Here is a 25,002-nt window from a genome sequence, read left to right as displayed (position 1 = left end):
CGATCGGCCTCCCTCCCCCTTGAGGGGAGGGATTGAGGGTGGGGGTGGTTTTGTGAGTCGCCGATGGACCCCCACCCCCGGCCCCTCCCCTCAAGGGGGAGGGGAGCGATCGTGCTTGTCATGCGCGCCATGGTTCTAAGCATCCAGGTTCCTCCCCACCGCGCGCATCAGGAAGATGGCGACGATGTTGGCGATGATGACGGCGACGACGCCTCCGGCCGAGCCCGCGCCGATATCGTTACTGAGAATGCCGGTGCGGAAGACGAGGTAGGCGATGTTGGTCGAGGCGTAGCCGGGCCCGCCGCCGGTGGTGACGCGGATCTCGGCGAAGATACCGAGGAGGAAGATCGTCTGGATGAGGATGACGATGGTGATCGCCCGCGCCAGGTGCGGCAGGATGATGTAGCGGAAGCGGTTGAGGGCGTTGGCGCCGTCCATCTCTGCCGCTTCCCGCTGCTCCTCGGAGAGCGATTGCAGGGCCGTGAGCAGAATGAGCGTCGCGAACGGCAGCCACTGCCAGGCGACGATGACGATGATCGAGAACAGCGGGTATTGGGCGAACCAGTCGACCGGCGGCAGCCCGAGCGCCCGCGACAAATGCCCGAGCAGCCCATAGCCCGGATGCATGAAGCCGTTCTTCCAGACGAGCGCGGCGACCGGCGGCATGACGAAGAAGGGCGAGATGACGAGGATGCGCAGGACCCCCTGGCCCCAGATCGGCTGGTCGAGCAGCAGCGCCAGGAACGTGCCGCCGACGATGGTGATGACGAGGACGCCCCCGACGAGCAGGAGCGTGTTGACCAGCGCCTGGGTGAAGCTCGGGTCGCCGATGACGTAGGTATAGTTCGCCCAGCCGGCGAACCCGGTCATCATCGGGTTGATGAGCGAGTAGTTCTGGAACGAGAACCACAGCGTCATCGCCAGCGGCACGATCATCCAGATGAAGAGCACGATGACGGCCGGCGCCATCATGGTACGGGCCAGCGTGCGCGTCTGGCGTGTTGCCATTGTCTGCCTCCTTAATACCCCTTTTGGGGGTAAGCCCCGCTGTTTCCCCACCCTCGATGTCATCCCGGCGAAGGCCGGGACCCATCCTGAGATGCTGCGCCAGCCGCAAGGTGTATGATTGTGGCACCGGGTCAGTGCCCGCCGCTGTCCCCTGGCGGCTGCGGCGGCGTTCCGGGATGGGCCCCGGCCTTCGCCGGGGTGACATCGCGGGAAAGGCCGCATCGTGCCAACCCGTTGCCGGGGCGGAAGCACGAATGCCCCCGCCCCGGCCGTTTGCCGTCCCCTATTGGATGTACCCGGCCCGCGTCATGTCGCGCAGGGTCGCTTCCTGCGCCTGGGCCAGCGCGTCGTCGGCCGACATCTGCCCGGCGAGCGCGGCCGAGAAGAGCTGGCCGACATTGGTGCCGATGCCCTGGAACTCGGGAATGGCGACGAACTGCACTCCCACATAGGGCACCGGATCGACCGTCGGCTGGGTCGGGTCGGCCGCATTGATCGAATCGAGCGTCATCTGCGCGAACGGCGCGGCCGACTGGTATTCCGGGTTCTCGTAGAGCGAGGTGCGGGTGCCCGGCGGCACGTTGGCCCAGCCTTCCTCGGCCGCGACCAGCTCGAGATAGGCCTTGCTGGTCGCCCAGTTGATGAACTGGGCCGCCGCTTCCTGCTGCTGGCTGCCGGCGGGAATAGCCAGCGACCAGGCCCAGAGCCAGTTGGCGCGCTTGCCGAGCCCGTTGTCGGGAGCCAGGGCGAAGCCGACCTTGTCGGCGACCGTGGAGTCGTTCGGGTTGGTGACGAACGAGGCGGCGACGGTGGCGTCGATCCACATGCCGCACTTGCCCTGCTGGAAGAGCGTCAGGTTCTCGTTGAAGCCGTTGGAGGATGCGCCGGAGGGGCCCGCGTCGTTCATCAGCGACAGGTAGGTATCGAGCGTTTCCTTCCACTGCGGCTGGTCGAACTGGGGCTGCCAGTTCTCGTCGAACCAGCGGGCGCCGAAGGAGTTGGACATGGCGGTGAGGAACGCCATGTTCTCGCCCCAGCCGGCCTTGCCGCGCAGGCATATGCCGTTGATGTCGGCGGCGCGGTCGGTCATGGCGCGCGCGGCCTCGCCGATGAATTCCCAGGTCGGGGCTTCGGGCATTTCGAGCCCGGCCGCTTCCATCAGGTCCGTGCGGTACATGATGAACGAGCTCTCGCCGTAGAAGGGCGCGGCATAGAGGGTGCCGTCGTGGGATAGGCCGTTGCGGATCGGCGGCAGCAGGTCGTCGACGTCGTACTCGGCATCGTCGGCGAGGGCGGTCAGCGGCACCAGCCAGTCCTGCGCCGCCCAGATCGGAACCTCGTAGGTGCCGATGGTCATCACGTCATACTGGCCACCATTGGTGGCGATGTCGGTGGTCACGTTCTGCCGCAAGGTGTTTTCTTCCAGCACCACCCAGTTGAGCTGGATGCCGGTTTCTTCGGTGAAGCGGTCCGACAGGCCCTGCATGCGGATCATGTCGCCATTGTTGACGGTGGCGATGGTGATGGTCTGGGCCGAGGCCGCGCCGGCGAGCGCCAGCAGAAAGGCGCCCGCGAAAAGGGGTGTGAATTTCATCGATGTCCTCCCGTGATCGAAGCGAGCATTTGCTTCGATGATGGGCAATTACTCACAATCCGGGCAATGGAGTCAAGTCTGTCCGCTCTGGGTACGAACGCCAGCATGGCGGGCATCGCGACCGGCTTCAATCTATCTTATTGGGGTGTCTTTGAATTCAGGCCAGCAGGCCTTCGGCCGTCGCTTCGTTGGTGATGAGGCCGTTGACGAGCCGGCGGTTGAGGGCGGCGCGGATTCCGGGCACTTTTTTCTCGCCGATGGCAATTGCCACAACCAGCGATCTCTCGCGCGAGGGCAGGGGGGCGCTTGCCACCCGGTCGTTGGTGAGGCCGTCGATGAGGCGGCCCTCGGCGTCATAGGCCCAGCCGCAGATCTCGCCGACCGCGCCGGCCTTCTGCAGCGCCTTCAATTCGGCCTCGTCGATGAACCCGTCGAGGAAGAGCGGGGCCTGCGGGCCGAGGTCGCCGACGCCGATGAACGTCACGTCGGCGCGCTCGGAGAGCGCCAGGGTCTCGCGGATCATCGGCTGGGCGTGCAGCAGCTCGCGCTCGCGCGGCGAGGAGGCGATGACCGGCAGCGGCATCGGGAAGCTGCGGGCCTTGACCGTATCAGCGACGTTGAAGATGACGTTGTAGAACGCGGCCGATCCGTCCGGGGCGATATTGCCGGTGAGCGAGACCACCTTGTGGTGCGGGCACTCCATTGGAGTGAGCTGTTCGATGGCGGCCTTCAAGGTGCGTCCCGTGCCGATGGCCATGACGATCGGCTCGGCCGATTTCAGCCATTTCTCGATTTCGGCAGCGCCGGCTTCGGCGACGCCTAGCGTCGTCGAAGGGTTGTCCGGATCGCTCGGCACCACCTCGACGAGGTCGAGCGCGTAGCGGGATTTGAGGCGGGTCGCGAGGTCCATGCAGCGCCCGATCGGGTGGTCGAGCCGCACCTTGATCAGCCCTTCGCTGACCGACAGCGACACCAGGCGCTGCGCCGACTGGCGCGAGATGCCGAGCTTGCTGGCGATCTCCTCCTGGGTGTTGCCGGCCACGTAGTAGAGCCATCCGGCGCGGGCGGCGTCGTCGAGCCGGTTGGCGCTGCTGTCGTGGCGCGAAGGCATGGTTCTCCCCGAAAAGGCGTGCCGCGGCGGGCCGCCGCTGTTGCGGTCCGGTCCGGTCCGGGAGCGGATTATTCGGCCAAGCGCCTTGTGGCTGCAAGTGATTTCAGGCCGGCGGAGTTCGGCTGCCGCCCAGTTCCCCCACCGCCACGCGGATATCGCGCATGGTATCCTTGAGGTGATTGCGCATGGCCTCGCCGGCCGCGCGCCCGTTGCCGTCGCGGATGGCGTCGAGCACGCGCTGGTGCGCCTCGATGGTCGCATCGAGCGTCTGTCCGCGCGCCAGGCTCCCGCGCCGGCTGATGAAGAAGCCTTCCTCCAGCGGCCCGGCCATCGCCTCGAAGAGGTAGCTCAGGATCCGGTTGCCGCTGGAGAGCGCGACGGCCTCGTGGAACCCGACGTCCGCGTGGTTGAAATCGCGCTCGCAGGCCGCGCTGTCCTCGCCGGCGGCGGCCCGGCGCGCCGCCGCGCGCATGCGTTCGAGCGCATTCTCGATCGCCGCGATTCCCGCCCGGTTGGCGCGCTTGGCGGCGAGCGTTGCCGACTGCACCTCGAGCGACAGGCGCACCTCGACGAGGTCGAACACCCCCTTGGCGTCGTTATGGACGATGGTGGCGAGGAAATCGGTGAAGGCGGTGCCGTCCGGCTCGCGCACCGTCGCCTTGCGGCCGCGCGCGATCTCGATGAGGCCACGCCCCTCGAGGAGCTTCACCGCCTCACGGATGGTCAGGCGGCTGACCGCGTAGCGGGCGGCCAGCTCGGCCTCGCTCGGCAGGTGCGCGCCGGGGGTGAGGCGCGACAGGATGTGCTGGGCGAGGTCGCTCGCAACCGCGCCCGCGGCCGTGACAGCCTCCGTCTTGTCCGGACCGGTTCGAGTCAGGATCGCCTCCAACATATCAGATAGGTCTGACACACGAGCCGCGATTTCGCGCGCGCCCGGTGCTCCGAACCCTCCCCCTCGCGCACGATAGGGCGCGCAGTCCTCATGCGCAACCTGCCGGTTTCCGCTGCTCTTGGAATTTCGAGAGTTGAAAAAAATAGTACGGGGATGCGCGCGACGGCTTTACTTGCATATCTGACTGAACTAGCGTCGAGGCTGTGGGCTTGGAGGGGTTCAGGGCGGCGCAGCCGCCTCGGGAGGAACGACGACACGCCGCGCAAACCTGCTGCCGCCCCGGCTCCGTCCGGGCGGCGCCGTTGCGCTGGGGTCGGCTGTCTTTTCTGGACTTTCGCCGCAGGCGCCATGCCACGCAGGTCTAAACGACAAAAGGGAGTCGAGACGTGAGCTTCATCAAATCGATCGCAGCGGCCATCGCCGTCAGCGCCCTGGCGCTGGGCGCGTCCGCCGCTGCCTATGCCCAGGACAAGGGCACCGTCGGCATCGCCATGCCGACGCAATCTTCGCTCCGCTGGATCAGCGACGGCAACGAGCTGAAGGCCGCGCTCGAGAGCATGGGCTACGGCACCACCCTGCAGTACGCCGAGGATGACATTCCCAACCAGCTCGCCCAGGTCGAGAACATGGTGACGACGGGCGTCAAGGCGCTGGTCATCGCCTCCATCGACGGCACCACCCTGTCGGCGGTGCTCCAGCAGGCAGCCGACGCCGGCATCAAGGTCGTCGCCTATGACCGGCTGATCCGCGACAGCCCGAACGTCGACTACTACACCACCTTCGACAACTTCCAGGTCGGCGTGCTGCAGGCATCCTCGCTCCTCAAGGGCCTCAAGGAGCGCTTCCCGGACGTCAAGCCCTGGAACGTCGAGCTCTTCGGCGGCTCGCCCGACGACAACAACGCCTTCTTCTTCTACGACGGCGCCATGTCCGTCCTGCAGCCGCTGATCGATTCCGGCGACATCGTCGTCAAGTCCGGCCAGCAGGGCATGGAGACCGTCGGCACGCTGCGCTGGGACGGCGCCGTCGCCCAGTCGCGCATGGACAACCTGCTTTCCGCCCACTACTCGGACGGCAGCGTCGTCCACGGCGTGCTCTCGCCCTATGACGGGCTGTCGCGCGGCATCATCTCGTCGCTGCGCGGCGTCGGCTACGGCACCGGCGACCAGCCCTGGCCGATCGTGACCGGCCAGGACGCCGAGGTGCCCTCGGTCAAGGCGATCATCGCGGGCGAACAGTACTCGACGATCTTCAAGGACACCCGCGAGCTCGCCCAGTACACCGCCCAGTTGCTCGACACCGTGCTTTCCGGTGAGGAAGTCGCCGGCCTCGACACCGAGACCTACGACAACGGCGTCAAGGTGGTCCCGTCGATCCTGCTCACCCCGTACGAAGTCGATGCGACCAACTACGAGGAGCGCGTGATCGCCTCCGGCTACATCAAGGCCGAAGATCTGCAGTAGGTCCGAAGGAACGTGGGCTCCGCCATCGGCGGAGCCCCATTTTCGCGTACCCGCCGATCCTGTATCCTGCGCTCGGGAGCCTCGATGCAGGGTCGGTTCGCTTACCAATTGGCAGAGCATGAGCAAGACCATTCTGGAGATGCGCGGCATCACCAAGACCTTTCCGGGGGTCAAGGCGCTGCAAGACGTCAACCTCGACGTCGTTGAAGGCGAGATCCACGCCATCGTCGGCGAGAACGGGGCCGGCAAGTCGACGCTGATGAAGGTTCTTTCCGGCGTCTACCCGCACGGCAGCTACGAGGGCGAGGTCGTCTTCGAGGGCAACGAGTGCCACTTCAAGGGCATCCACGACAGCGAGAAGGTCGGCATCGTCATCATCCACCAGGAGCTGGCTTTGGTGCCGCTCCTCTCCATCGCCGAGAACATCTTTCTCGGCAACGAGCGCGCCAGGAACGGCGTCATCGACTGGGCCGAGGTGCGCAACGGCGCCCGCAAGCTCCTCGAGACCGTCGGGCTCGACGAGGATCCCGATACTTTCGTCACCCATCTGGGCACCGGTAAGCAGCAACTCGTCGAGATCGCCAAGGCGCTCTCCAAGAAGGTCAAGCTCCTGATCCTCGACGAGCCGACGGCGAGTCTCGCCGAAAAGGACAGCAACGCGCTCCTTGACCTGCTCGTCTCGTTCAAGAAGCAGGGGATCGCCTCGATCCTCATTTCCCACAAGCTCAACGAGGTCTCCAAAGTCGCCGACCGCATCACGGTGCTGCGCGATGGCAAGACCATCGAGACCATGAACCGGGCCGAGATCAGCGAGGACCGCATCATCACCTCGATGGTCGGCCGGCCGATCGAGGATCGCTATCCCGCCCGCACGCCGCAGGTCGGCGAGACATTGTTCGAGGTGAAGAACTGGGTGGTGCACCACCCGATCCACACCGAGCGGCAGGTGATCAAGGGCGTCAACCTCAACGTGCGCAAGGGCGAGGTGGTCGGCATCGCCGGCCTCATGGGGTCCGGGCGAACGGAACTCGCCATGAGTCTCTTTGGGCGCACCTACGGACACGCTATCTCCGGCGACGTCTTCATGAACCGCAAGCCGGTCGATACCTCTACCGTGCGCAAGGCGGTCGATGCCGGCATCGCCTACGTCACCGAAGACCGCAAGACCTACGGCCTCAACCTCATCGACCACATCAAGCACAACGTCTCGATAGCCAACCTTCTGGGCGTCTCGCGCGGCGGGGTGATCGATGACCTCAAGGAACTGAAGGTCGCCAACGACTACCGGGCCCGCACCAATATCCGCTCGTCGAGCGTATACCAGCTCACCGGCAACCTCTCGGGCGGCAACCAGCAGAAGGTCGTGCTCTCCAAGTGGCTCTTTGCCGATCCGCAGCTCCTGATCCTCGATGAGCCGACCCGCGGCATCGACGTCGGGGCCAAGTACGAAATCTACACCATCATCAACAAGCTGGCGGGGGAGGGCCGGGGCATCCTCGTCATCTCCTCGGAAATGCCCGAGCTCCTCGGCATCTGCGACCGCATCTACGTGATGAACGAAGGGCGGATCGTCGGCGAGCTCGCCGGTGACGAGGCCAGCCAGGAAAAGATCATGCGCGCCATCGTGCGTGGGGAAGGAAAGACAGCATGAGCAGCGAAACCGTCAACTCGGCGGCGCCCGGGGCCCGTTCCTCGGTGCGCGCCGTCATCCAGTCGAACCTGCGCGACTACGGCCTCGTCGTTGCCCTGCTCGCCATCATGGTGTTCTTCCAGTTCACTACCAACGGCACGCTGTTCAAGCCGGTGAACCTCACCAACCTGGTGCTGCAGAACTCCTACATCATCATCATGGCGCTCGGCATGCTGCTCGTCATCGTGGGCGGCCATATAGACCTGTCGGTCGGTTCGGTCTCCGGCTTCATCGGCGCGGTGGCGGCGATCCTGATGGTCGAATACGGGTTCAATCCGCTGGTTGCGGGCGTGCTCTGCATCATGCTCGGCGGGCTGATCGGCGCCTCGCAGGGCTTCTGGATCGCTTATCTCAAGATACCCTCGTTCATCGTCACGCTCGCCGGCATGCTGGTGTTCAAGGGGCTCTCGCTCGCCATCCTTGGAGGCAGGTCGGTCGGGCCGTTCCCGCCCGAGTTCCAGATGCTCTCGGCCGGTTTCATCCCCGACGTCTTCGGGCCGATCGCGATCCCGCAGGGCGGGGCCGCGCCGATCACGCTGCATACAACGACGCTCGTCATCGGCATCGCCATCGTCGTCGCCATGATCTATTTCAGCCTCACGTCCCGCGCGGCGCGCGAACGGCACGGCTACGAGGCCGAGCCCTTCGCCCTCTTTGCCGTCAAGACCGCGGTCATCGGTGCCCTGATCCTCTTCTTCACCTATACGCTCGCCTCCTACCGGGGCATCCCGAACGTCATGGTGGTGATGTCGATCCTCATCGCGCTCTTCGTCTTCATCACCAAGATGACGACGCTCGGCCGCCGCATCTATGCGCTCGGCGGCAACGCCAAGGCGGCTCAGCTTTCCGGCATCAAGACGGAGCGGCTGACCTTCTACATCTTCGTCATCATGGGTGCGCTCTCGGCGCTCGCCGGCCTCATCTTCGCGGCCCGCCTCAACACCGCCACCCCCAAGGCCGGCCAAGGCTTCGAGCTCGACGTCATCGCCGCGGTCTTCATCGGCGGCGCCTCGATGGCGGGCGGCGTCGGGCAGGTGGCCGGCGCCGTCATCGGCGCCTTCATCATGGGCGTCATGAACAACGGCATGTCGATCATGGGCGTCAACATCGATTGGCAGCAGGTCATCAAGGGCCTGGTGCTTCTCGGCGCCGTCGTCTTCGACGTCTACAACAAGAACAAGGCGTAGTGGGCAGACGCACCGGCGATACGATGGCGCGAAGCGCCGGATGAGGGGGCAAGGGAGGCTTTGCGGCAATGGAAACGACCCACGTCCTCTATCTCGCAACGCCTCCCCGGCCGAGCTTCTATATGGATGCAACGCCCGAGGAATACGCCGTCATCGAGCAGCATTTTGCCTTCCTCGACGGGCTGCGGCAGCAGGGCAAGCTCGTCCTTGCCGGCCCCGCCCTCGACGGCGCCTTCGGCGTCGCCATCCTCAAGATCACCGACCTCGATGAAGCCCGCACCATCGTCGCCACCGATCCGGCTGTGGTCACCGGCCTCTTCACGCCAAGCCTCCATCCCCTTAGCCTCGGGCCGGTAACGCCTTGAGGCAAGACGGGAGGGCAACTTGCTGACGATCATGCTGGATGTGGACGGGGTTCTGGTGCGGGGCCGTCCGCAGGATGGGGCGCACCTCTTCACCGATCTGGAGCGCGACCTCGGGATCATGGTCAGCCAGCTGCAGCAGGAGTTCTTCAAGCCGCGGTGGGCCGAGATCGTCACCGGAAAGCGACCCATCGAGCCGGACCTCAGCGAAGTGCTGATGAGAATCGCCCCGAACGTCAGCGCCGCCGACCTCATGGAGTATTGGTTCCGCAACGACTCCCGTATCGATCAGGACGTGCTGCTCTCCGTCAGGGGACTGCGCGCTCGGGGCAATCGCGTGTTCCTCGCAACCAACCAGGAGCATAGGCGGGCCGACTACCTCATGAACGAGATGGGGCTGGGTCCGGAAGTCGACGGGATATTCTACTCGGCCGCCCTCGGGCACAGGAAGCCCTCCGCCGACTTCTACGCGCTCGCAACCGACGCCTGCGGTTCGCACGCTTCAAGCATCGTCCTCATCGACGACACCCCTGACAACGTCGTGGCAGCGCGGGAATTCGGGTGGCAGGCGATCCATTGGCAGGATGGCATGAGGATCGGCGAGGAACTGGCCAGGCTGGCTGTATAGGGTGCCCTGACAAACCCCGATGTCATCCCGGCGAAAGCCGGGACCCAGTAAGCGGCGCAGGTGCGGCTTACGCCACCTGTCATCAACCCACCTGGCCATCCCCGCAGAAGCGGGGACCTCTGTTGCGGGCGCGGGACAGAAACGAAGGTTCCCGCTTCTGCGGGGATGACCAGGTGGGGGAAACTGGCTTTGGATGCAGGCGTTGCTTGATCCACCTGCGTCCGCTCCATACATCTAGATCGATATCGCCCAAATCGCAGCAACCACCATGCCCGACGAACCGATCCTGCCCATCGACGATCCTCTGCTCAAGCAGCCCTCCGAGGCTGTCACCCGCTTCGACGCGGACCTGCGCGCGCTCGCGCAGCGGATGTTCGAGGTGATGGACAGGGCCGATGGCGCGGGGCTGGCGGCGGTGCAGATCGGGGTCAGCAAACGCCTCGTCGTCATGGACGTGCGCGATGGAAGCGATGAGCGTCACCGGCTGGCGCTGGTCAATCCCGAAGTCCTTTCCGCATCCGACAAGACGGTGCGCGGCGTCGAGGGTTGTCTATCGATGCCCGACTACGGCATTCCCGTCGACCGAGCGGCCCGGGTGCGCGTGCGCTACCACGACCTCGACGGGCAACCGCACGAGACCGATGCCGACGGCGAGTTCGCCGTCTGCCTGCAGCACGAGATCGACCACACTAACGGCGTCCTCTTCACCGACCGCGTCTCGCGCCTCAGGCGCGACAAGGCGCGCAAGTTCTTTGCGCGGGTGCGGCGGGACTACGAGCGGGGCGGGGCGACCGCCTGACGGATGGGCAATTGATGTCCACAAAACCCCGATGTCATCCCGGCGAAAGCCGGAACCCAGTAAGCGGCGCAGGTGCGGTTTACGCCCAATTGTCATCAACCCACCGCGTCATCCCCGCGAAAGCGGGGACCCCTGTTGCGGACGCGGGACAGAAACGAAGGTTCCCGCTTTCGCGGGAATGACCCCGTGGTTGTGGACGTTGCAGAGCTGTACTGAATCCCGGCTTTCGCCAGGATGACAGGGCGGGGTGAATGGTCGAGCGCCGCGATGATTATTCCGCCGGCTTCACAACCTCCGTCCCCGCGGCATCCAACTCCCGCTCGAGCCGCGCTTCCTCCTCGACCTTCGGCTTGGAGAACCGCGCCAGCAGCAGGTAGGCGACGGGCGTGAGATAGAGCGTCGAGATCGCAGCGAACCCCAGGCCGCCGACGATCACCCAGCCGACCGCCTGGCGGGCTTCCGCGCCGGCGCCTGTCGCCAGCACCAGCGGCACGCCGCCGACGATGGTGGCGATCATCGTCATCATCACGGGCCGCAGGCGGATGTTGGAGGCTTCCTCCACCGCCTGGCGCACGCCCATGCCGCGGTCGCGCAGCTGGTTGGCGAACTCGACGATAAGGATGCCGTTCTTGGCCATGATGCCGACGACGAGCACCAGGCCGATCTGGCTGTAGATGTTGAGGCTGCCGCCCGTCACCATCAGCGCATAGAGCGCCGCGGCCACCCCGAAGGGCACCGTCGCCATGACGATGACGGCGCTGACGAGGCTTTCGAACTGGGCGGCCAGCACCAGGAGGATGATGACGAGCGCGAAGCCGACCGTGATCATCAGTCCGTTGTTGGCTTCGCCGAGCGTCTTGGCCTCGGCGAGCGGCAGGATGGTGACGCCCTCGGGCAGGATCGGCCGGGCGATCTCGAGCATGCGCTGGTAGGCGTCGCCCAGCGCCAGGCCGTCCTCGAGGCTGGCCGTGACGTTAACCGAGCGGCGCTGTTCCTCGCGGCGCAGGCGCGGTGAGACCGGCGCCTCCTCGATGGTGGCGATGGTCGACATCGGCACGTAGCGCCCGTCGGCGGTCTTGACGAACAAGGTCTCGAGGTCGCGCGGGTCGTTGACGGGGTGGCTGGTCGAAACCATGCGCACGTCGTAGCTGGTGTCGTCGACGAAGACGGTGCCGATGTCGGCGCCGTCGATCATCGCCTGCATGGTGGTGGCGAGCCCGTTGATGTCGATGCCGAGCGCTGCGGCGCGCTCGCGGTTGATCGTCAGGGTCAGCTGCGGCTGGGTCGCGTCGAAGTCGACCTCGACCCGCCCGAAGCCGCCTTCGGCTTCCATGAGGCCGGCGATCTCCTCGGCCGTCTCGGCGAGCACGGCGTAGTTGCTGCCGGTGACGGCGAACTGCAGGCCCGAGCCGCCGCCGCGGATGCCGAGGCTGTTGCCCTGCCGCAGGCCCGCGCGCACGCCCGGCACGCTCGCCGTCATGGCGCTGATCTCGGTGGCGATCTCGGCCTGGCCGCGGGCGCGCTCCTCCCATGGGGCAAGCGTCAGCAGCAGCATGCCGCCATTGTCCCAGCCGGAAAGCACGAAGAGCGAATCGGCCTCGCCGCTCTCCACATAGCGCTGCAGCATGGTCTCGATGCGCGTCATCTGGGTGCGCACATAGTCGAGGCTGGCGGTCGAGGGGGCCGACACCGACACCGAGATCTGCGCCCGGTCCTCGGGCGGGGTGATCTCCTGGCGCAGGTTGTTGAAGACGAAGAAGGAGGAGCCGGCAAAGAGGAAGGCGACCAGCAGGACGACCAGCGGGTTCTCGAGCGCCAGCCGCAGCGTCACGCGATAGAGGTTCGCCAGCCAGCTGCCGACGATGGCGAAGGGTCCCTTGCGGGGCGGCGCGCCGGCATCGGCGGCGCGCAGCACGCGCGAGGCGATCATCGGCCCGAGGCTCAGCGCCACGACCGAGGAGATCAGCACGGCGATGGCCAGCGTGAAGCCGAATTCGCGGAAGAGCCGGCCGGTCTGGCCTTCGAGGAAGGAGAGCGGCACGAAGACGGCCGCCAGCGTCAGCGTCGTCGCGATGACGGCGAAGAACACTTCCTGCGTGCCGAGCACCGCGGCGGCGCGCGGCCCCGCCCCCATGTGCTTGCGCCTGACGATGTTCTCCAGCACGACGATGGCGTCGTCGACGACGAGGCCGGTCGCCAGCACCAGGGCGAGGAGGGTGAGGATGTTGATGGAAAAGCCCGCGGCATAGATGCCGGCGACGGCGCCCAGCAGGGCGATGGGCATGGCGATGGCCGGCACGATGATCGCGCGCCAGTCGAGGAGGAAGAGGTAGATCACGCCGACGACGACAATCAGCGCCACGATCAGCGCGATCTCGACCTCGTGCAATGCTCCCTCGATGAACACCGCGTCGTCGCCCGAGACCTTGACGCTGATGCCGGGGGGCAGGGTGTCGTTCAAGCCCTCGACGGCGGCGTGGACGCCGTGGGAGATGTCGATGGTGTTGGACTGCGCCTGCCGCACGATGCCGAGGCCGATGCCCGGGCGACCGTCCGAGCGCAGCGCGCTGGTGCTGGCGGCCGCGTCGAACACCACCGAGGCGACGTCGCGCAAGCGCGTCTGCCCGTTGATGATGATGTCCTCGAAATCCTGCGGCGTCGTCACCTCGGAGAGGGCGCGCACGGTGATGTTCTGGTTGGGCCCGTTGAGGGAACCGGCGGGCGTGTCGAAGGCGATGGTTGCGAGCGCGTTGCGGATGTCGGCGACGGTGAGGCCCTGGGCGGCGAGCCGCACGGGATCGACATCGACCTCGAAGGCGCTGGTGCGCGTGCCGTAGACCTGCACCTCGGCGACGCCCGGCACCGCCGCCAGCCGCTCGGCGATGATGTCCTCGACCACTTCGCTGAGCTCGGCGATGCTCATGGCGTCCGAGGTCACCGCCAGCCGCATCACCGGCTGCGCGTCGGCGTCGGCCTTGAAGATCGTCGGGTCGTCGACATCGTCGGGCAGTGTCCGCGTCGCGCGGCCGAGGGCGTCGCGTACGTCCGAGGTGGCGACATCGAGGTTGGTGCTCTCGCTGAATTCGAGCGTCACCCGGCTCTGCCCGTTCGAGGAGCTGGACGAGATCGCGGTCACGCCCTGCACGCGCGCCACGGCGCCTTCGATGACGGCGGTCACCTCGCGGTCGACCGTCTCGGCCGCCGCGCCCGGAAAGCTCGTCGAGACCGAGAGCACCGGCTGCTCGACGCGCGGCAGCTCACGCACCTCGACGCCGAAGAAGGCCGCCAGCCCGGCGACGACGATCAGTGCGTTGACGACGGCGGCGAGCACCGGCCGGCGCACGAACAGCGCCGCGAGTGTCCCGCCGCTCTCGTTTTTCTTGGCGATGGACATGGGCGCGCCCTCCTCAGTTTGCGGGCGCGCGCGGCGCCGTCTCTGCCGCCTGCACGGCGCCCACGCCGGCCGGCCCGTCGAGCAGGTTCACCGCCATGCCTTCGTTGAGTTGCAGCACGCCCTCGGTGATGATGGCGTCGCCCGGCGCGAGATCGGCGCGCACCAGCACGCCGTCGCTGTTGCGCTGCACGATCTCGGCCATCACGCGGGTGGCCGCGCCGTTCTCGTACTTCCAGACGTAGGAGCCTTCGCCCGACCAGAGGATGGCGAGCGGGTTGACCGCCGGATACTGCTCGCCGGGGAACTGCAGCGCGACGGTGAAGGACATGCCGGCGCGCATCAGGTTCTCGTCGTTGGGGATCGAGGCCTCGACCTGGAGCGTGCGGCTCGCCGGATCGATGCGGTTGTCGACGGCGCTCACCTCGCCGGCAAAGCTGCGGCCGGGCAGCGCCACCGCGGCGACCGTCACCGGCAGGCCCGGCACGATCTGCGCCGCGTAGCGCTCGGGCACCCAGAAATCGATGTCGATGGTCGAGGTGTCGTCGATGGTGGTCACCGCCGTCTGCGCGGCGAGGTAGTTGCCGGGCGTCACCCGCATCAGCCCGACCGTCCCCGAGATCGGCGCGACGATGTCGCGGCGCTCCAGCGCGATCTGGGCGGCGCGCAGTTCGAGCTCGGCGGTGTCGGCGGCCAGCTTGGCGGTCGCGAGCGCCGAGGCGGCGATGATGCTGGAGCGCGCCAGTTCTTCCTGCCGGGCGAGGGTTGCGCGCGCGTCCTCGCTCGCCAGCCGCGCCCGGTCGTAGGCGACCTGCTCGGTCTCGGCGTCGAGCCTGCCGATGACGTCGCCGGCCTCGACCCGGTCGCCCGGACGCACCAGCAGTTCCTCGAGCGTGCCGCCGGAAGGTGAGGTGACCGTCACCGAGCTCATCGCCGTGCCTTCGCCGATGGCGGTGAGGCTATCGTTGACGGTGGCGATCGTGACGGCCGTGGTGGTCACGTTGGCCGGGCGCCCGCCGGGCCGGCCACCCGGCCCCATGAGGACGGGGCCGCCGGAGCGGGGACCGGCGGCTGGCCCGCGCGCCTCGACATTGGCGACCAGCGGTTCGGCCGCCGGCAGGAAGGGGAGGGCGATGCCATAGTCGGCCAGCGTCTCCTGTGCGCCGGGCACGAAAAAGGCCCAGGCGAGAAACGCTCCCGCAAGAACCACTAATGAAGCCAGGAGCTGCCGTATCAACCGCTGAAGTCCCCAAAAATGCCAGAAGAAAACGGCCGCGCCGAGCCCTCGACGCAGCACGAGCACTTTAGCAAGGCCGGGGCGGTTCTTGCATTAAATCGTCGTAAGTTTGTTTAGCCACCGGCGAGAGACCGGCAGGGCGCCCGTCAGGCGACTTCGGTATCCTCGCGTGCGCCCCATTCGGCCCAGGATCCGTCGTAGAGCGCCACGTCATGCGCGCCGGCGATCTCGAGCGCCAGGGCCAGCACCGCCGCCGTCACGCCCGAGCCGCAACTGGTGATCACGGGCTTTTGCACGTCGATCCCGGCGGCCGCGATCTGCGCCGTCAATTCCTCGGCCGGTTTCATCTCGCCGTCGCGCACGAGCTCGCCGAAGGGCAGGCTGACGCTGCCGGGGATGTGCCCGGCCCGCAATCCGGCGCGTGGTTCGGGCGCCTGCCCGAGGAACCGCGCCTGCGGACGTGCGTCGGCGATCTGTGCGCTGCCGTCGCGCGAGCGCGCCGCGACCCGCTCCAGGTCGGCGACCATCTCGGGCACGAACCGCGCCTTGAACTCGCGTACCGGCCGGCTCACCGGTCCCATCTCGATCGGCCGGCCCTCGGCCCGCCACCTGGGTCCGCCGCCGGCGAGGATGCGCACATCCCTGGCGCCCATGGCCTGGAACGTCCAGCGCACCCGCGGCGCGCTGAAGAGGCCGGCTTCGTCGTAGACGACGATGGTCATCGTCTCGGCGATGCCCATCATCCCCACCGCCTGGGCGAAATCGCGCGGCGAGGGCAGCATGTGCGGCAGGTCGGTCGATTTGTCGGCGATCTCGTCGAGCGGAAAGAACACCGCGCCCGGAATATGGCCGGCGAGATACTCCGCATGCGCATCCCGGCCGGCCGTCGGCAGATACCAGCTCGCATCGACCACCACGAGGTCAGGGTCGGTCAGGTGCTCGGCGAGCCATTGGGTAGTGATGAAGGGGGTCGGCATGGTGGCTCCGTTGGTTGGCCCGAACTGGAGCGCAGGCTGATGGGGAATGCAAGGGCATAGGCACATCGCCATCACCCTCACCGCCTGTCATCCCGGCGCAAGCCGGGACCCAGTACACACTGGCTGTGCAGTTCCGCACCGCGCTCCAAACCATCTCCGATGTCACCCCGGCGAAAGCCGGGGCCCAGCCTGAGATATGGCCGCAGCCGCAAGGTGCGTGAATGGAAAAAGTGCTCCCGGTGCTTTCCGTGTGAGCGGATATGCTTACGGCTGGGCCCGGCTTTCGCCGGGGTGACATCCGGGGGCTGGGAAGAGCCAGTGCTCGAGCCACGAAAGAGCGTCACACCCCTACCGCGGCGGTCCCGAGGACTGCCGCAGCACGAGGTCCACCGGCCAGAGCTCATGGATTGCACCTGCGGGCTTGCCGTCCAGCAGCTGCAGGATCAGCTCGGCGATGCGCACGCCGGCGGCGCGGATCGAGGAGCGGGTGGTGGACATGGCCGGGAACATATTGTCGGCATTGAGATATGGGAAAACGTCGTCATGCGCGATGATCGAGACGTCCTTGCCGAGCTCGAACCCCGCCTGGCGAATGGCGCGGAAGATGCCAAGCGCGGTCATCATCGAGCCGGCGAGGAACGCCGTCGGGCGCGGCTTCAGCTCCAGCATGGTCTGGGCGAGGCGGAAGGCCACTTCGTCGGTGAAGATGGCGTTGGCCATCAGCGCCGGGTCGACCGGCAGGCCGCGTGCGGCGAGGGCGGCGCGGAAGCCCGCCTCCCGGTGCTCGGCGAAGGTGCGCCCGCGGACCCCGTTGATGAGGGCGATGCGGCGGTGGCCGAGATCGATAAGGTGCGAGGTCGCCCGCTCCATCGCGCCCTGGTTGTCGATGTCGAGCCAGGCGTGCGGCCGGCCGATCTCGGTGCGCCCGTGCAGGATGTAGGGGATGTTGATGTCGTGCAGCAGCTCGGCGCGTTCGTCGCGCAGCTTGGGCGAGTGCAGGATGAAGGCGTCGACCTTCTTGCTGGCGGCGGCTCGCCGATAGGCGGCGAGCTCCTCCTGGTAGGAATCGACGTTGGTGAGGAGGATGTCGACCTCCTCCTCGGCGAGGCGCCCGGAAAGGCCGGCGAGGAACTCGGTCGTATGCGGCCCGAACTCCTCCGAGCCGCGCAGCACGAAGCCGATGGCGCCGGCCCGGCCGGTCGCGAGGCGCCGCGCGCTGGCGTTGGGACGGTAGCCGAGACGGGCAGCCGTCTCCTGCACCATCAGGCGCGTCGACTCCTTGACCTCGGGATAGCCGTTGAGCGCGCGGCTGACCGTGGTTTGCGACAGGCCCAGATGTTCGGCGAGTTCCTTGAGCTTCATGTGCGTGTGGCCCTAAGGCAAAAACCGTTTGCCGCCAAGCCCTTGCGGGATGGTGGATATATGCGGTCGTTGCCTGAAGGGCGTGCAGGCGCCTCGAGTCGGGGGCCTTGCTGTCCTCCTCCGGGCGTTATTCAAAGCGATTTCAATTTTTTGCGCAAGCCCTCCGAAATCGATGCAATTTCTGAGGTGCGTACATCAGGCGCATCTGCGCTCCAAAAGCGAGCCGGTTGGACGCCGCTCGTCGTAAGACTATGATTTGCATATGTAAAATGAAACAGCATCGAAATAGTCCGCTGAATCCGCGTGGCCCCCGCTTGACAGGTTTTGGCGCCTCTGGTTCTTTTTCATTCAAAGCGCTTTGGGAAAGTCGGCGGTCAGCCGGTGCGCCGGAGTGCTTTTGACGGGAGGGATCGAAGCAGGGCCGGTGTGTCTAGGCACCCCCGGCCGGCTTTTCGCGTACCTTCCGACCTTTGGGTTTTTTCGGGAGGATTCTCATGACAATGAAGAAGTTGCTCGTCGGCCTGCTTTCCGGCGTCGCGCTGACGGGCGGGGTGGCGCAGGCCGCCGATCTCGCCATCGTATCGGGCGACACCGGCAACGGGCTCGCATTCCTGCGCGGCCAGCTCGATATCTTCGAGGAGCAGACCGGCCACACCGTGACCATCGTGCCGATGCCGTCTTCGACCACCGATCAGTTCGGCCAGTACCGCCTGTGGCTGGCCGCCGGCAATGCCGACATCGACGTCTACCAGACCGACGTCATCTGGGCGCCCCAGCTCGCCGACCAGTTCCTCGACCTGACCGAGGCGGCCGCCGAGATCGTCGACGAGCATTTCCCCTCGGTCATCGAATCGCAGACCGTGGAAGGCAAGCTCGTCGCCATTCCGGGCTTCACCGACGCACCGGCGCTCTACTACCGCACCGACCTACTCGAGAAGTACGGCAAGGAAGTCCCCACCACCTGGGCCGAACTGCACGCCACCGCCCAGGAGATCATGGACGGCGAGCGCGCCGAGGGCGACAACGATATCTGGGGCTTCGTCTTCCAGGGCAACGCCTATGAAGGCCTGACCTGCAACGCGCTGGAGTGGGTCAACTCCTATGGCGGCGGCCAGATCGTCGAGCCCGACGGCACCATCTCGATCAACAACGAGAATGCCGTGGCCGCGCTCGAGGAAGCCGCCAGCTGGATCGGCACGATCTCGCCGGAAGGCAACCTCGCCTACATGGAAGAGGAAAGCCGCGGCGTCTGGCAGCTCGGCAATGCCGTCTTCATGCGCAACTGGCCCTACGCCTATGCGCTGAGCAACAGCGAGGACTCGGCCGTCAACGGCAAGTTCGACGTGGCGCCGCTTCCGGCGGGCGAGGGCGAGGGCGCCAAGTCCTCCGGGACCCTCGGCGGCTGGAACTTTGCCGTGTCGCGCTATTCGCCCGATCCGGAGGCGGCCATCGAGCTCGCCCTCTTCCTCGGTTCGGCCGAGTCGCAGAAGGCCCGCGCCATCCAGCAGAACAACCTGCCGACCGTCCAGGCGCTCTACCAGGACGCTGAGGTTCTCGAAGCCGCGCCCTTCATGGCCGCCTGGGAGGAAATCTTCCAGAACGCCGTGCCGCGTCCGTCCGCGCCCACCCAGGCCAACTACAACGAGGTCTCCTCGCTGTTCTGGAGCGCCGTGCACAATACGCTCTCGGGCAACGGTTCTGCCGCCGAGAACCTGGAGGTGCTCGAACTGGACCTGCAGGACCTGCTCGAATAGCCGCCGGTTCATCAATCCCGGATGCGGGCATGCGTGCCCGCATCCGTCCAGGTGAAGATTGCAAAAGAGGTGGGCGATGACGACCGACGCACTGGCGTCTCCAGCCGCAGGCAGGACCTCCCGAACGAGATCGGAACTCATGCGGCAACGCGCGGTCGCGGCGCGCTGGTTCCTGTTGCCGATGATGATCGCGTTGGCCGTGGTCGCCGGCTGGCCGCTCGCCCGATCCATCTACTTCTCGTTCACCGACGTCACTCTCAACGACCTTTACGGCGCCGAATGGGTCGGCTTTGCCAACTACCTGCAGATCCGCACGCTCGAGAGCGGCCGGGTGATCTACCGCGGCGTGCTCGCCGATCCGGCCTGGTGGAATGCCGTGTGGAACACGGTGCGCTTCGCCTTCTGGTCCGTGCTCTGGGAAACGATCCTCGGCATGATCGTGGCGCTGGTGCTCAATGCCGAGTTCAGGGGCCGCGGCATCGTGCGCGCCGCCATCCTCATCCCGTGGGCCATCCCCACCATCGTTTCGGCCCGCATGTGGAGCTGGATGCTGAACGACCAGTTCGGCATTCTCAATGATCTGGGCATGCGCCTGGGGCTGCTCAGCGCTCCCGTCGCCTGGACCGCCTCTCCCGATACCGCCATGCTCGCCGTCCTCGTCGTCGACATCTGGAAGACGACGCCCTTCATGGCGCTGCTGATCCTTGCCGGCCTGCAGATGATCCCGAGGGATATCTACGAGGCCGCCAGGATCGACGGCGTGCATCCGATCAAGCAGTTCTGGGCCATCACGCTGCCGCTGGTGAGGCCGGCGCTGATGGTCGCCATCATCTTCCGCGTGCTCGACGCGCTGCGCATCTTCGACCTCATCTACGTGCTGACGCCCAACTCGGCGGCGACCAAGACCATGTCGGTGCTGGCGCAGGAGAACCTCTTCCAGTTCAACAATTTCGCCGAGGGTTCGGCACAATCGACGCTGCTGTTCCTGCTGATCGCGCTCTTTACCATCGTCTACATCTGGCTGGGGCGCGTGAACTTCGATGCGGGGGATCGCTGATGGACGCCACAATCGATATCTGGAAAGTCACCAAGACGACCCTCTTCTACCTGCTGGTGACGGCCATCGTCGTGATCGCGATCTTCCCGTTCTATTATGCGATCCTGACCAGCTTCAAATCGGGCACGGATCTCTTCCGCATCAACTACTGGCCGACATCGTTCAGCCTGGCCAACTACCAGCAGGTGTTCACGCAGGGCGCGTTCCCGCGCAACCTGTTGAACTCGGTGTTCGTGGCGTCGGTGACGGTGATCCTGGCGCTGTTCCTGGCGGTCACCGCCTCGTTCGCCCTGAGCCGGGTGCGCTTCAGGGGGCGCGGTATCCTGTTGATGACGATCCTGGCGGTCTCGATGTTCCCGCAGATCGCGGTGCTGGCGGGCCTTTTCGAGGTGATCCGGTTCCTCGGGATCTACAACACGCCCTGGGCGCTGATCTTTTCCTATACGATCTTCACCCTGCCGTTCACCGTGTGGGTGCTGACCACCTTCATGCGCGACCTACCGGTCGAGATCGAGGAAGCGGCGATCGTCGACGGCGCCTCGCCCTGGGTGATCATCACGCGCGTGTTCATGCCGCTCATGTGGCCGGCGCTCGTCACCACCGGGCTCCTGGCCTTCATCGCGGCCTGGAACGAGTTCCTGTTCGCGCTGACCTTCACCGTGTCCAATCAGACGCGTACCGTGCCGGTGGCCATCGCGCTGCTGTCGGGGGGCTCGCAGTACGAGATTCCCTGGGGCATCATCATGGCCGCCTCGGTGGTCGTCACCGTGCCGCTGGTCGTGCTCGTCCTGATCTTCCAGCGCAAGATCGTCTCGGGTCTCACCGCAGGCGGCGTCAAGGGCTAACAGGGTCAAAGAAACAATGGCAAATCTTCAGCTTAAAGATATCCGCAAGTCCTTCGGCGCCGTCGAGGTGATCAAGGGCGTCAGCCTCGAGATCGAGTCGGGCGAGTTCATGGTGTTCGTCGGCCCCTCGGGCTGCGGCAAGTCCACGCTCTTGCGGCTCGTGGCGGGCCTTGAGGACATCACCTCGGGCGAATTGAAGTTCGACGGGCAGGTGGTCAACGCCCTCACCCCCTCCAAGCGCGGCATCGCCATGGTGTTCCAGTCCTATGCGCTCTATCCGCACATGACGGTCTACGAGAACATGGCCTTCGGCATGACGCTGGAGAAAGGGCACTCCAAGGAGGAGATCCGCCAGCGCGTCGAGCGCGCCGCCGACATGCTGCAGATCCGCGAGTACCTGGGGCGCCTGCCCAAGCAACTCTCGGGCGGCCAGCGCCAGCGCGTCGCCATCGGGCGGGCGATCACCCGGGACCCCCGCGTCTTCCTCTTCGACGAACCCTTGTCGAACCTCGATGCGGCGCTGCGCGTCGCCACCCGCATCGAGATCGCCAAGCTGCACGAGTCGATGCACAACACCACCATGATCTACGTGACCCACGACCAGGTGGAGGCGATGACGCTCGCCGACCGCATCTGCGTCCTGCGCGACGGCCTCGTCGAGCAGGTGGGCACGCCCATGGAGCTCTACGAGCGGCCCGACTCCATGTTCGTCGCCGGCTTCATCGGCTCTCCGAAGATGAACTTCATCTCCGGCAAGCTCGCCGAGAACTTCAATGCGCCCACGGTCGGGGTGCGCGGCGAGCACCTCGTCGTCAAGCCCAGCGACGGCGTGTGGTCGGGCTCGGTCATCCACTCGGAAAACCTCGGATCCGACAGCTACATCTATGTCGACATCGGGACCGACGAGCCGGTGGTCGTGCGCGAGGACGGGGGCAAGAAACACCAGTCCGGCGAGCAGGTGCAGATCGCGCCGATGGATGCGGCTCTGGTCCATCGGTTCGACAACGCCGGCAAGCCCATCCGCTAGCAGGGCTTTCCCCGGTTAACGCGGCGGAACCGCCCGGCCTCCGCCGCGTAACCGTAAAACGGGCCCGTGCGGCATCAGGCGGGGTTGAGCCCCGCGCGGGATAGGCATAGTGGGGCGGCAGGGCCGCTCACGGCCGGAGCAACGGATTTCAAGGTTCGCGGCTGCTGCGAGCCGGCAAACGAGTGTTTTGAGAGCTTTCCGCCGCCCAGGCGCGCGGACACCACGGCAATCCACATCCTGATAGGAGTCATCCATGCCCATCCGCACCCTGGTCTGGGGCGAAAACGTTCACGAGCAGAAGAACAAGGTCGTCGCCGACAACTACCCCGAGGGTATGCACAACCAGATCGCCAGGCTCCTGGCCAAGGATTCCAACATCTCGGTCAAGACCACGACCCTGCAGGCGCCCGAACACGGCTGCACCGAGGAAGCCCTTGCCGAAACCGACGTCCTCGTCTGGTGGGGCCATGCCGCCCATGGCGAGGTCAAGGACGAGATCGTCGAGCGCGTCGCCAAGCACGTCTGGCAGGGCATGGGGCTCATCGTCCTCCACTCGGGGCACTTCTCCAAGATCTTCAAGCGCCTGATGGGGTCACCCTGCGCTCTTTCCTGGCGCGAGGCGGGCGAGCGCGAGCGTCTCTGGGTCGTCAATCCCGGCCATCCGATCGCCAAGGGCCTGCCGGCCTATTTCGAGCTGGAGATGGAAGAGATGTACGGCGAGCCGTTCTCCGTGCCCGAGCCCCTCGAGACCGTCTTCGTCTCCTGGTTCCAGGGCGGCGAGGTCTTCCGCTCCGGCCTCACCTACCGGCGCGGCACCGGCAACATCTTCTACTTCCGTCCCGGTCACGAGACGTATCCGACCTATCACGACGAGACGGTTGGCCAGGTGCTGCGCAACGCCGTCACCTGGGCGCACAACCCCAACCGCTTCGCCTCGATCACCGATGCGCCCAACGTTCCCGTCGACAAGGCCATCGAAAAGATCGAGGAACGCGGCCCGCGCCTGCACCAGCACGGCGAGGCCGGCTTCCGCTGAGGCTTTACTTCACCACCCCGGCGGGCAAGCCGCCGGGGGTCCATCCCGGGATCGCAAGATGGAGCCGGCGAGGGGGCCGGCGGAAGGCAACGAGATCGAGAGTGTTTCCCGCCGGACCGGCGGCTCTATCGCGTCCCTCCCCCTTGATATGAGGGAACGAGGGTGGGGGGTGGCTATGTGGGTCACCAATGCCCCACCAGCCCGCCCTCTCCCGGGAGGGGAGCGACGAGCCGACGGATCGGGTTGTGAATGCTCTACCCCATCAACACGCGCTGATCTCCAAGGACCGTTCTATGCGCTTGCTTATTCTCGGTACCGGCGGCATGGCCAACACCCATGCCAAGCACTTTTCCGCCATCGAGGGCGTGACCATCGTCGGCGGCGTCGACGTCGATCCCGGCCGCGTCGAGGCGTTCAACACCGCCCATGACATCCCCAACGGCTTCGGCTCGCTCGATGCCGCGCTCGCCTGGGGCGAGTTCGACGCGGTCGCCAACGTCACCCCCGACAGCGTCCACCACCCGACCACCATTGCCGCCATTGCCGCGGGCAAGCATGTCTTCTGCGAAAAGCCGCTGGCGACCGACCACGCCAAGGCCCTCGAGATGACCGAGGCGGCCGAGCGGGCGGGGGTCGTCGCCATGGTCAACCTCACCTACCGGAACGTCGCGCAGCTGCAGAAGGCGCGCGAGATCGTCCAGTCGGGCAAGGTCGGCAAGGTCAGGCACTTCGAGGCGAGCTACCTGCAGAGCTGGCTCGTTTCCAAGGCCTGGGGCGACTGGCGCACCGAGAGCCAGTGGCTCTGGCGCCTTTCGAAGAAACACGGCTCCAACGGGGTCCTGGGCGACATCGGCGTCCACATCCTCGATTTCGCCGTCTATGGCGCGGGCAGCGACATCGACAAGGTGTTCTGCCGCCTCGAGACCTTCGACAAGGCCGAGGGCAACAAGATCGGCGAGTACGATCTCGACGCCAACGATTCCTTCGCCATGACCGCCCAGCTCGATAACGGCGCTTTGGGTGTCGTCCACGCCACCCGCTGGGCCACCGGCCACTTCAACGAGCTGCGGCTGCGCGTCTATGGCGAGAAGGGCTCGCTCGAGGTGCAGCACCGGCACGACTGGTCCAAGCTCTTCACCTGCCTCGGCGACGACGTCGAGACCGGCACCTGGAGCGAGATCGAGGTCGAGCCCGTCCCCACCAACTACCAGCGCTTCTTCGAGGCGGTGAAAGGCGGCAACACCCTCGAACCCTCCTTCCGCCACGCCACCAACCTGCAAAAGGTCCTCGACCTCGCCACCCTCACCGACCGCGACCGTCGCGAGCACCTGGTCTCGGCGTAGCAACAGCACGCCCTTTTCGGGTAGCTGGCGCACGATGCCGCCACAAGCACAATCCGTCCCCCTCCCCCTTGAGGGGAGGGGATAGGGGTGGGGGGAAGCCTCGGCGGCTCACCGACCCACCCCCCACCCCCGATTGTCACCCCGACGCAGGTCGGGGGCCATCCTGAGATGCAACGCCAGCCGCAAGGTGTGTGAACGCGGGAGAAGCGCCGCCGGCTTCCCGGCCCCACGGGTGGGCC

Annotated in this window: 20 protein-coding genes; 12 read left to right on the top strand and 8 right to left on the bottom strand. The window is 66.3% G+C overall.

The window, feature by feature from the left end; genetic code table 11:
- Positions 1-135: 135 nt before the first annotated feature.
- The 4 genes from VE25_RS15615 to VE25_RS15600 all read right to left on the bottom strand — a co-directional run bounded on the left by VE25_RS15615 (position 136) and on the right by VE25_RS15600 (position 4,605).
- A complete protein-coding gene (locus tag VE25_RS15615) occupies positions 136-1,008 on the bottom strand; it encodes a carbohydrate ABC transporter permease (protein ID WP_046109576.1) in 873 nt (290 codons plus the stop codon).
- A gap of 283 nt (positions 1,009-1,291) precedes the next feature.
- On the bottom strand, positions 1,292-2,602 hold the full coding sequence (locus VE25_RS15610) for an ABC transporter substrate-binding protein (RefSeq protein ID WP_046109575.1): 1,311 nt from the start codon (positions 2,600-2,602) through the stop codon (positions 1,292-1,294).
- 157 nt (positions 2,603-2,759) lie between these two features.
- Positions 2,760-3,713 carry a sugar-binding transcriptional regulator gene (locus VE25_RS15605; RefSeq protein WP_046109574.1) on the bottom strand — a complete coding sequence of 318 codons (954 nt, stop codon included), beginning with the start codon at positions 3,711-3,713 and terminating at the stop codon, positions 2,760-2,762.
- A gap of 103 nt (positions 3,714-3,816) precedes the next feature.
- Positions 3,817-4,605 (bottom strand): FadR/GntR family transcriptional regulator, encoded by a 789-nt coding sequence (locus tag VE25_RS15600; protein ID WP_052732014.1) that lies wholly within the window; start codon positions 4,603-4,605, stop codon positions 3,817-3,819.
- 395 nt (positions 4,606-5,000) lie between these two features.
- Between VE25_RS15600 and chvE the strand changes: the two genes are divergently transcribed.
- The 6 genes from chvE to def all read left to right on the top strand — a co-directional run bounded on the left by chvE (position 5,001) and on the right by def (position 10,734).
- A complete protein-coding gene (gene chvE / locus VE25_RS15595) occupies positions 5,001-6,068 on the top strand; it encodes a multiple monosaccharide ABC transporter substrate-binding protein (RefSeq protein ID WP_046109579.1) in 1,068 nt (355 codons plus the stop codon).
- A gap of 118 nt (positions 6,069-6,186) precedes the next feature.
- Positions 6,187-7,719, top strand: a complete 1,533-nt coding sequence (gene mmsA, locus VE25_RS15590) for a multiple monosaccharide ABC transporter ATP-binding protein (protein WP_046109573.1) — start codon at positions 6,187-6,189, stop codon at positions 7,717-7,719.
- Positions 7,716-8,945: a multiple monosaccharide ABC transporter permease gene (mmsB, locus tag VE25_RS15585; RefSeq protein ID WP_046109572.1), complete on the top strand. Its 1,230-nt coding sequence runs from the start codon at positions 7,716-7,718 to the stop codon at positions 8,943-8,945. Before mmsA ends, mmsB begins: the two co-directional genes overlap by 4 nt.
- A gap of 68 nt (positions 8,946-9,013) precedes the next feature.
- A complete protein-coding gene (locus VE25_RS15580; protein ID WP_046109571.1) occupies positions 9,014-9,310 on the top strand; it encodes a YciI family protein in 297 nt (98 codons plus the stop codon).
- A 31-nt stretch (positions 9,311-9,341) separates the two neighbouring features.
- Positions 9,342-9,935, top strand: a complete 594-nt coding sequence (locus tag VE25_RS15575) for an HAD-IA family hydrolase (RefSeq protein WP_046109578.1) — start codon at positions 9,342-9,344, stop codon at positions 9,933-9,935.
- A gap of 268 nt (positions 9,936-10,203) precedes the next feature.
- Entirely contained in the window at positions 10,204-10,734 is a 531-nt protein-coding gene (def, locus tag VE25_RS15570) for a peptide deformylase (RefSeq protein ID WP_046109570.1), read from the top strand.
- Between the two features lie 271 nt (positions 10,735-11,005).
- Here def and VE25_RS15565 read toward each other — a convergent pair whose 3' ends face one another.
- The 4 genes from VE25_RS15565 to VE25_RS15550 form a co-directional block, all read right to left on the bottom strand.
- Positions 11,006-14,128 (bottom strand): efflux RND transporter permease subunit, encoded by a 3,123-nt coding sequence (locus VE25_RS15565; protein WP_046109569.1) that lies wholly within the window; start codon positions 14,126-14,128, stop codon positions 11,006-11,008.
- A gap of 13 nt (positions 14,129-14,141) precedes the next feature.
- Positions 14,142-15,296, bottom strand: coding sequence for an efflux RND transporter periplasmic adaptor subunit (locus VE25_RS15560; RefSeq protein ID WP_152664641.1), 1,155 nt, complete (start codon positions 15,294-15,296; stop codon positions 14,142-14,144).
- Between the two features lie 212 nt (positions 15,297-15,508).
- Positions 15,509-16,339, bottom strand: coding sequence for a 3-mercaptopyruvate sulfurtransferase (gene sseA / locus VE25_RS15555; protein WP_046109568.1), 831 nt, complete (start codon positions 16,337-16,339; stop codon positions 15,509-15,511).
- Positions 16,340-16,687: 348 nt separating this feature from the next.
- Positions 16,688-17,701 (bottom strand): substrate-binding domain-containing protein, encoded by a 1,014-nt coding sequence (locus VE25_RS15550; protein WP_046109567.1) that lies wholly within the window; start codon positions 17,699-17,701, stop codon positions 16,688-16,690.
- A 494-nt stretch (positions 17,702-18,195) separates the two neighbouring features.
- Between VE25_RS15550 and VE25_RS15545 the strand changes: the two genes are divergently transcribed.
- The 6 genes from VE25_RS15545 (at position 18,196) to VE25_RS15520 (ending at position 24,763) form a co-directional block, all read left to right on the top strand.
- Positions 18,196-19,455: an ABC transporter substrate-binding protein gene (locus tag VE25_RS15545; protein ID WP_046109566.1), complete on the top strand. Its 1,260-nt coding sequence runs from the start codon at positions 18,196-18,198 to the stop codon at positions 19,453-19,455.
- Positions 19,456-19,531: 76 nt separating this feature from the next.
- Positions 19,532-20,512, top strand: a complete 981-nt coding sequence (locus VE25_RS15540; RefSeq protein ID WP_046109565.1) for a carbohydrate ABC transporter permease — start codon at positions 19,532-19,534, stop codon at positions 20,510-20,512.
- Positions 20,512-21,357, top strand: a complete 846-nt coding sequence (locus VE25_RS15535; RefSeq protein WP_046109564.1) for a carbohydrate ABC transporter permease — start codon at positions 20,512-20,514, stop codon at positions 21,355-21,357. The genes VE25_RS15540 and VE25_RS15535 overlap by 1 nt, the downstream gene beginning before the upstream one ends.
- Positions 21,358-21,373: 16 nt before the next feature.
- Positions 21,374-22,384: an ABC transporter ATP-binding protein gene (locus VE25_RS15530; protein ID WP_046109563.1), complete on the top strand. Its 1,011-nt coding sequence runs from the start codon at positions 21,374-21,376 to the stop codon at positions 22,382-22,384.
- Between the two features lie 253 nt (positions 22,385-22,637).
- Positions 22,638-23,420, top strand: coding sequence for a ThuA domain-containing protein (locus VE25_RS15525; RefSeq protein ID WP_046109562.1), 783 nt, complete (start codon positions 22,638-22,640; stop codon positions 23,418-23,420).
- Positions 23,421-23,713: 293 nt separating this feature from the next.
- The gene (locus VE25_RS15520; RefSeq protein ID WP_046109561.1) at positions 23,714-24,763 is read left to right on the top strand and encodes a Gfo/Idh/MocA family protein; all 1,050 of its coding nucleotides are present in this window, start codon (positions 23,714-23,716) and stop codon (positions 24,761-24,763) included.
- Positions 24,764-25,002: the final 239 nt, after the last annotated feature.

The sequence above is a fragment of the Devosia geojensis genome (assembly GCF_000969415.1).
Lineage (GTDB): Bacteria > Pseudomonadota > Alphaproteobacteria > Rhizobiales > Devosiaceae > Devosia > Devosia geojensis.
The sequence above is the reverse complement of the archived record's forward strand: the minus strand, read 5'-3'. Positions and strand labels throughout refer to the sequence as shown.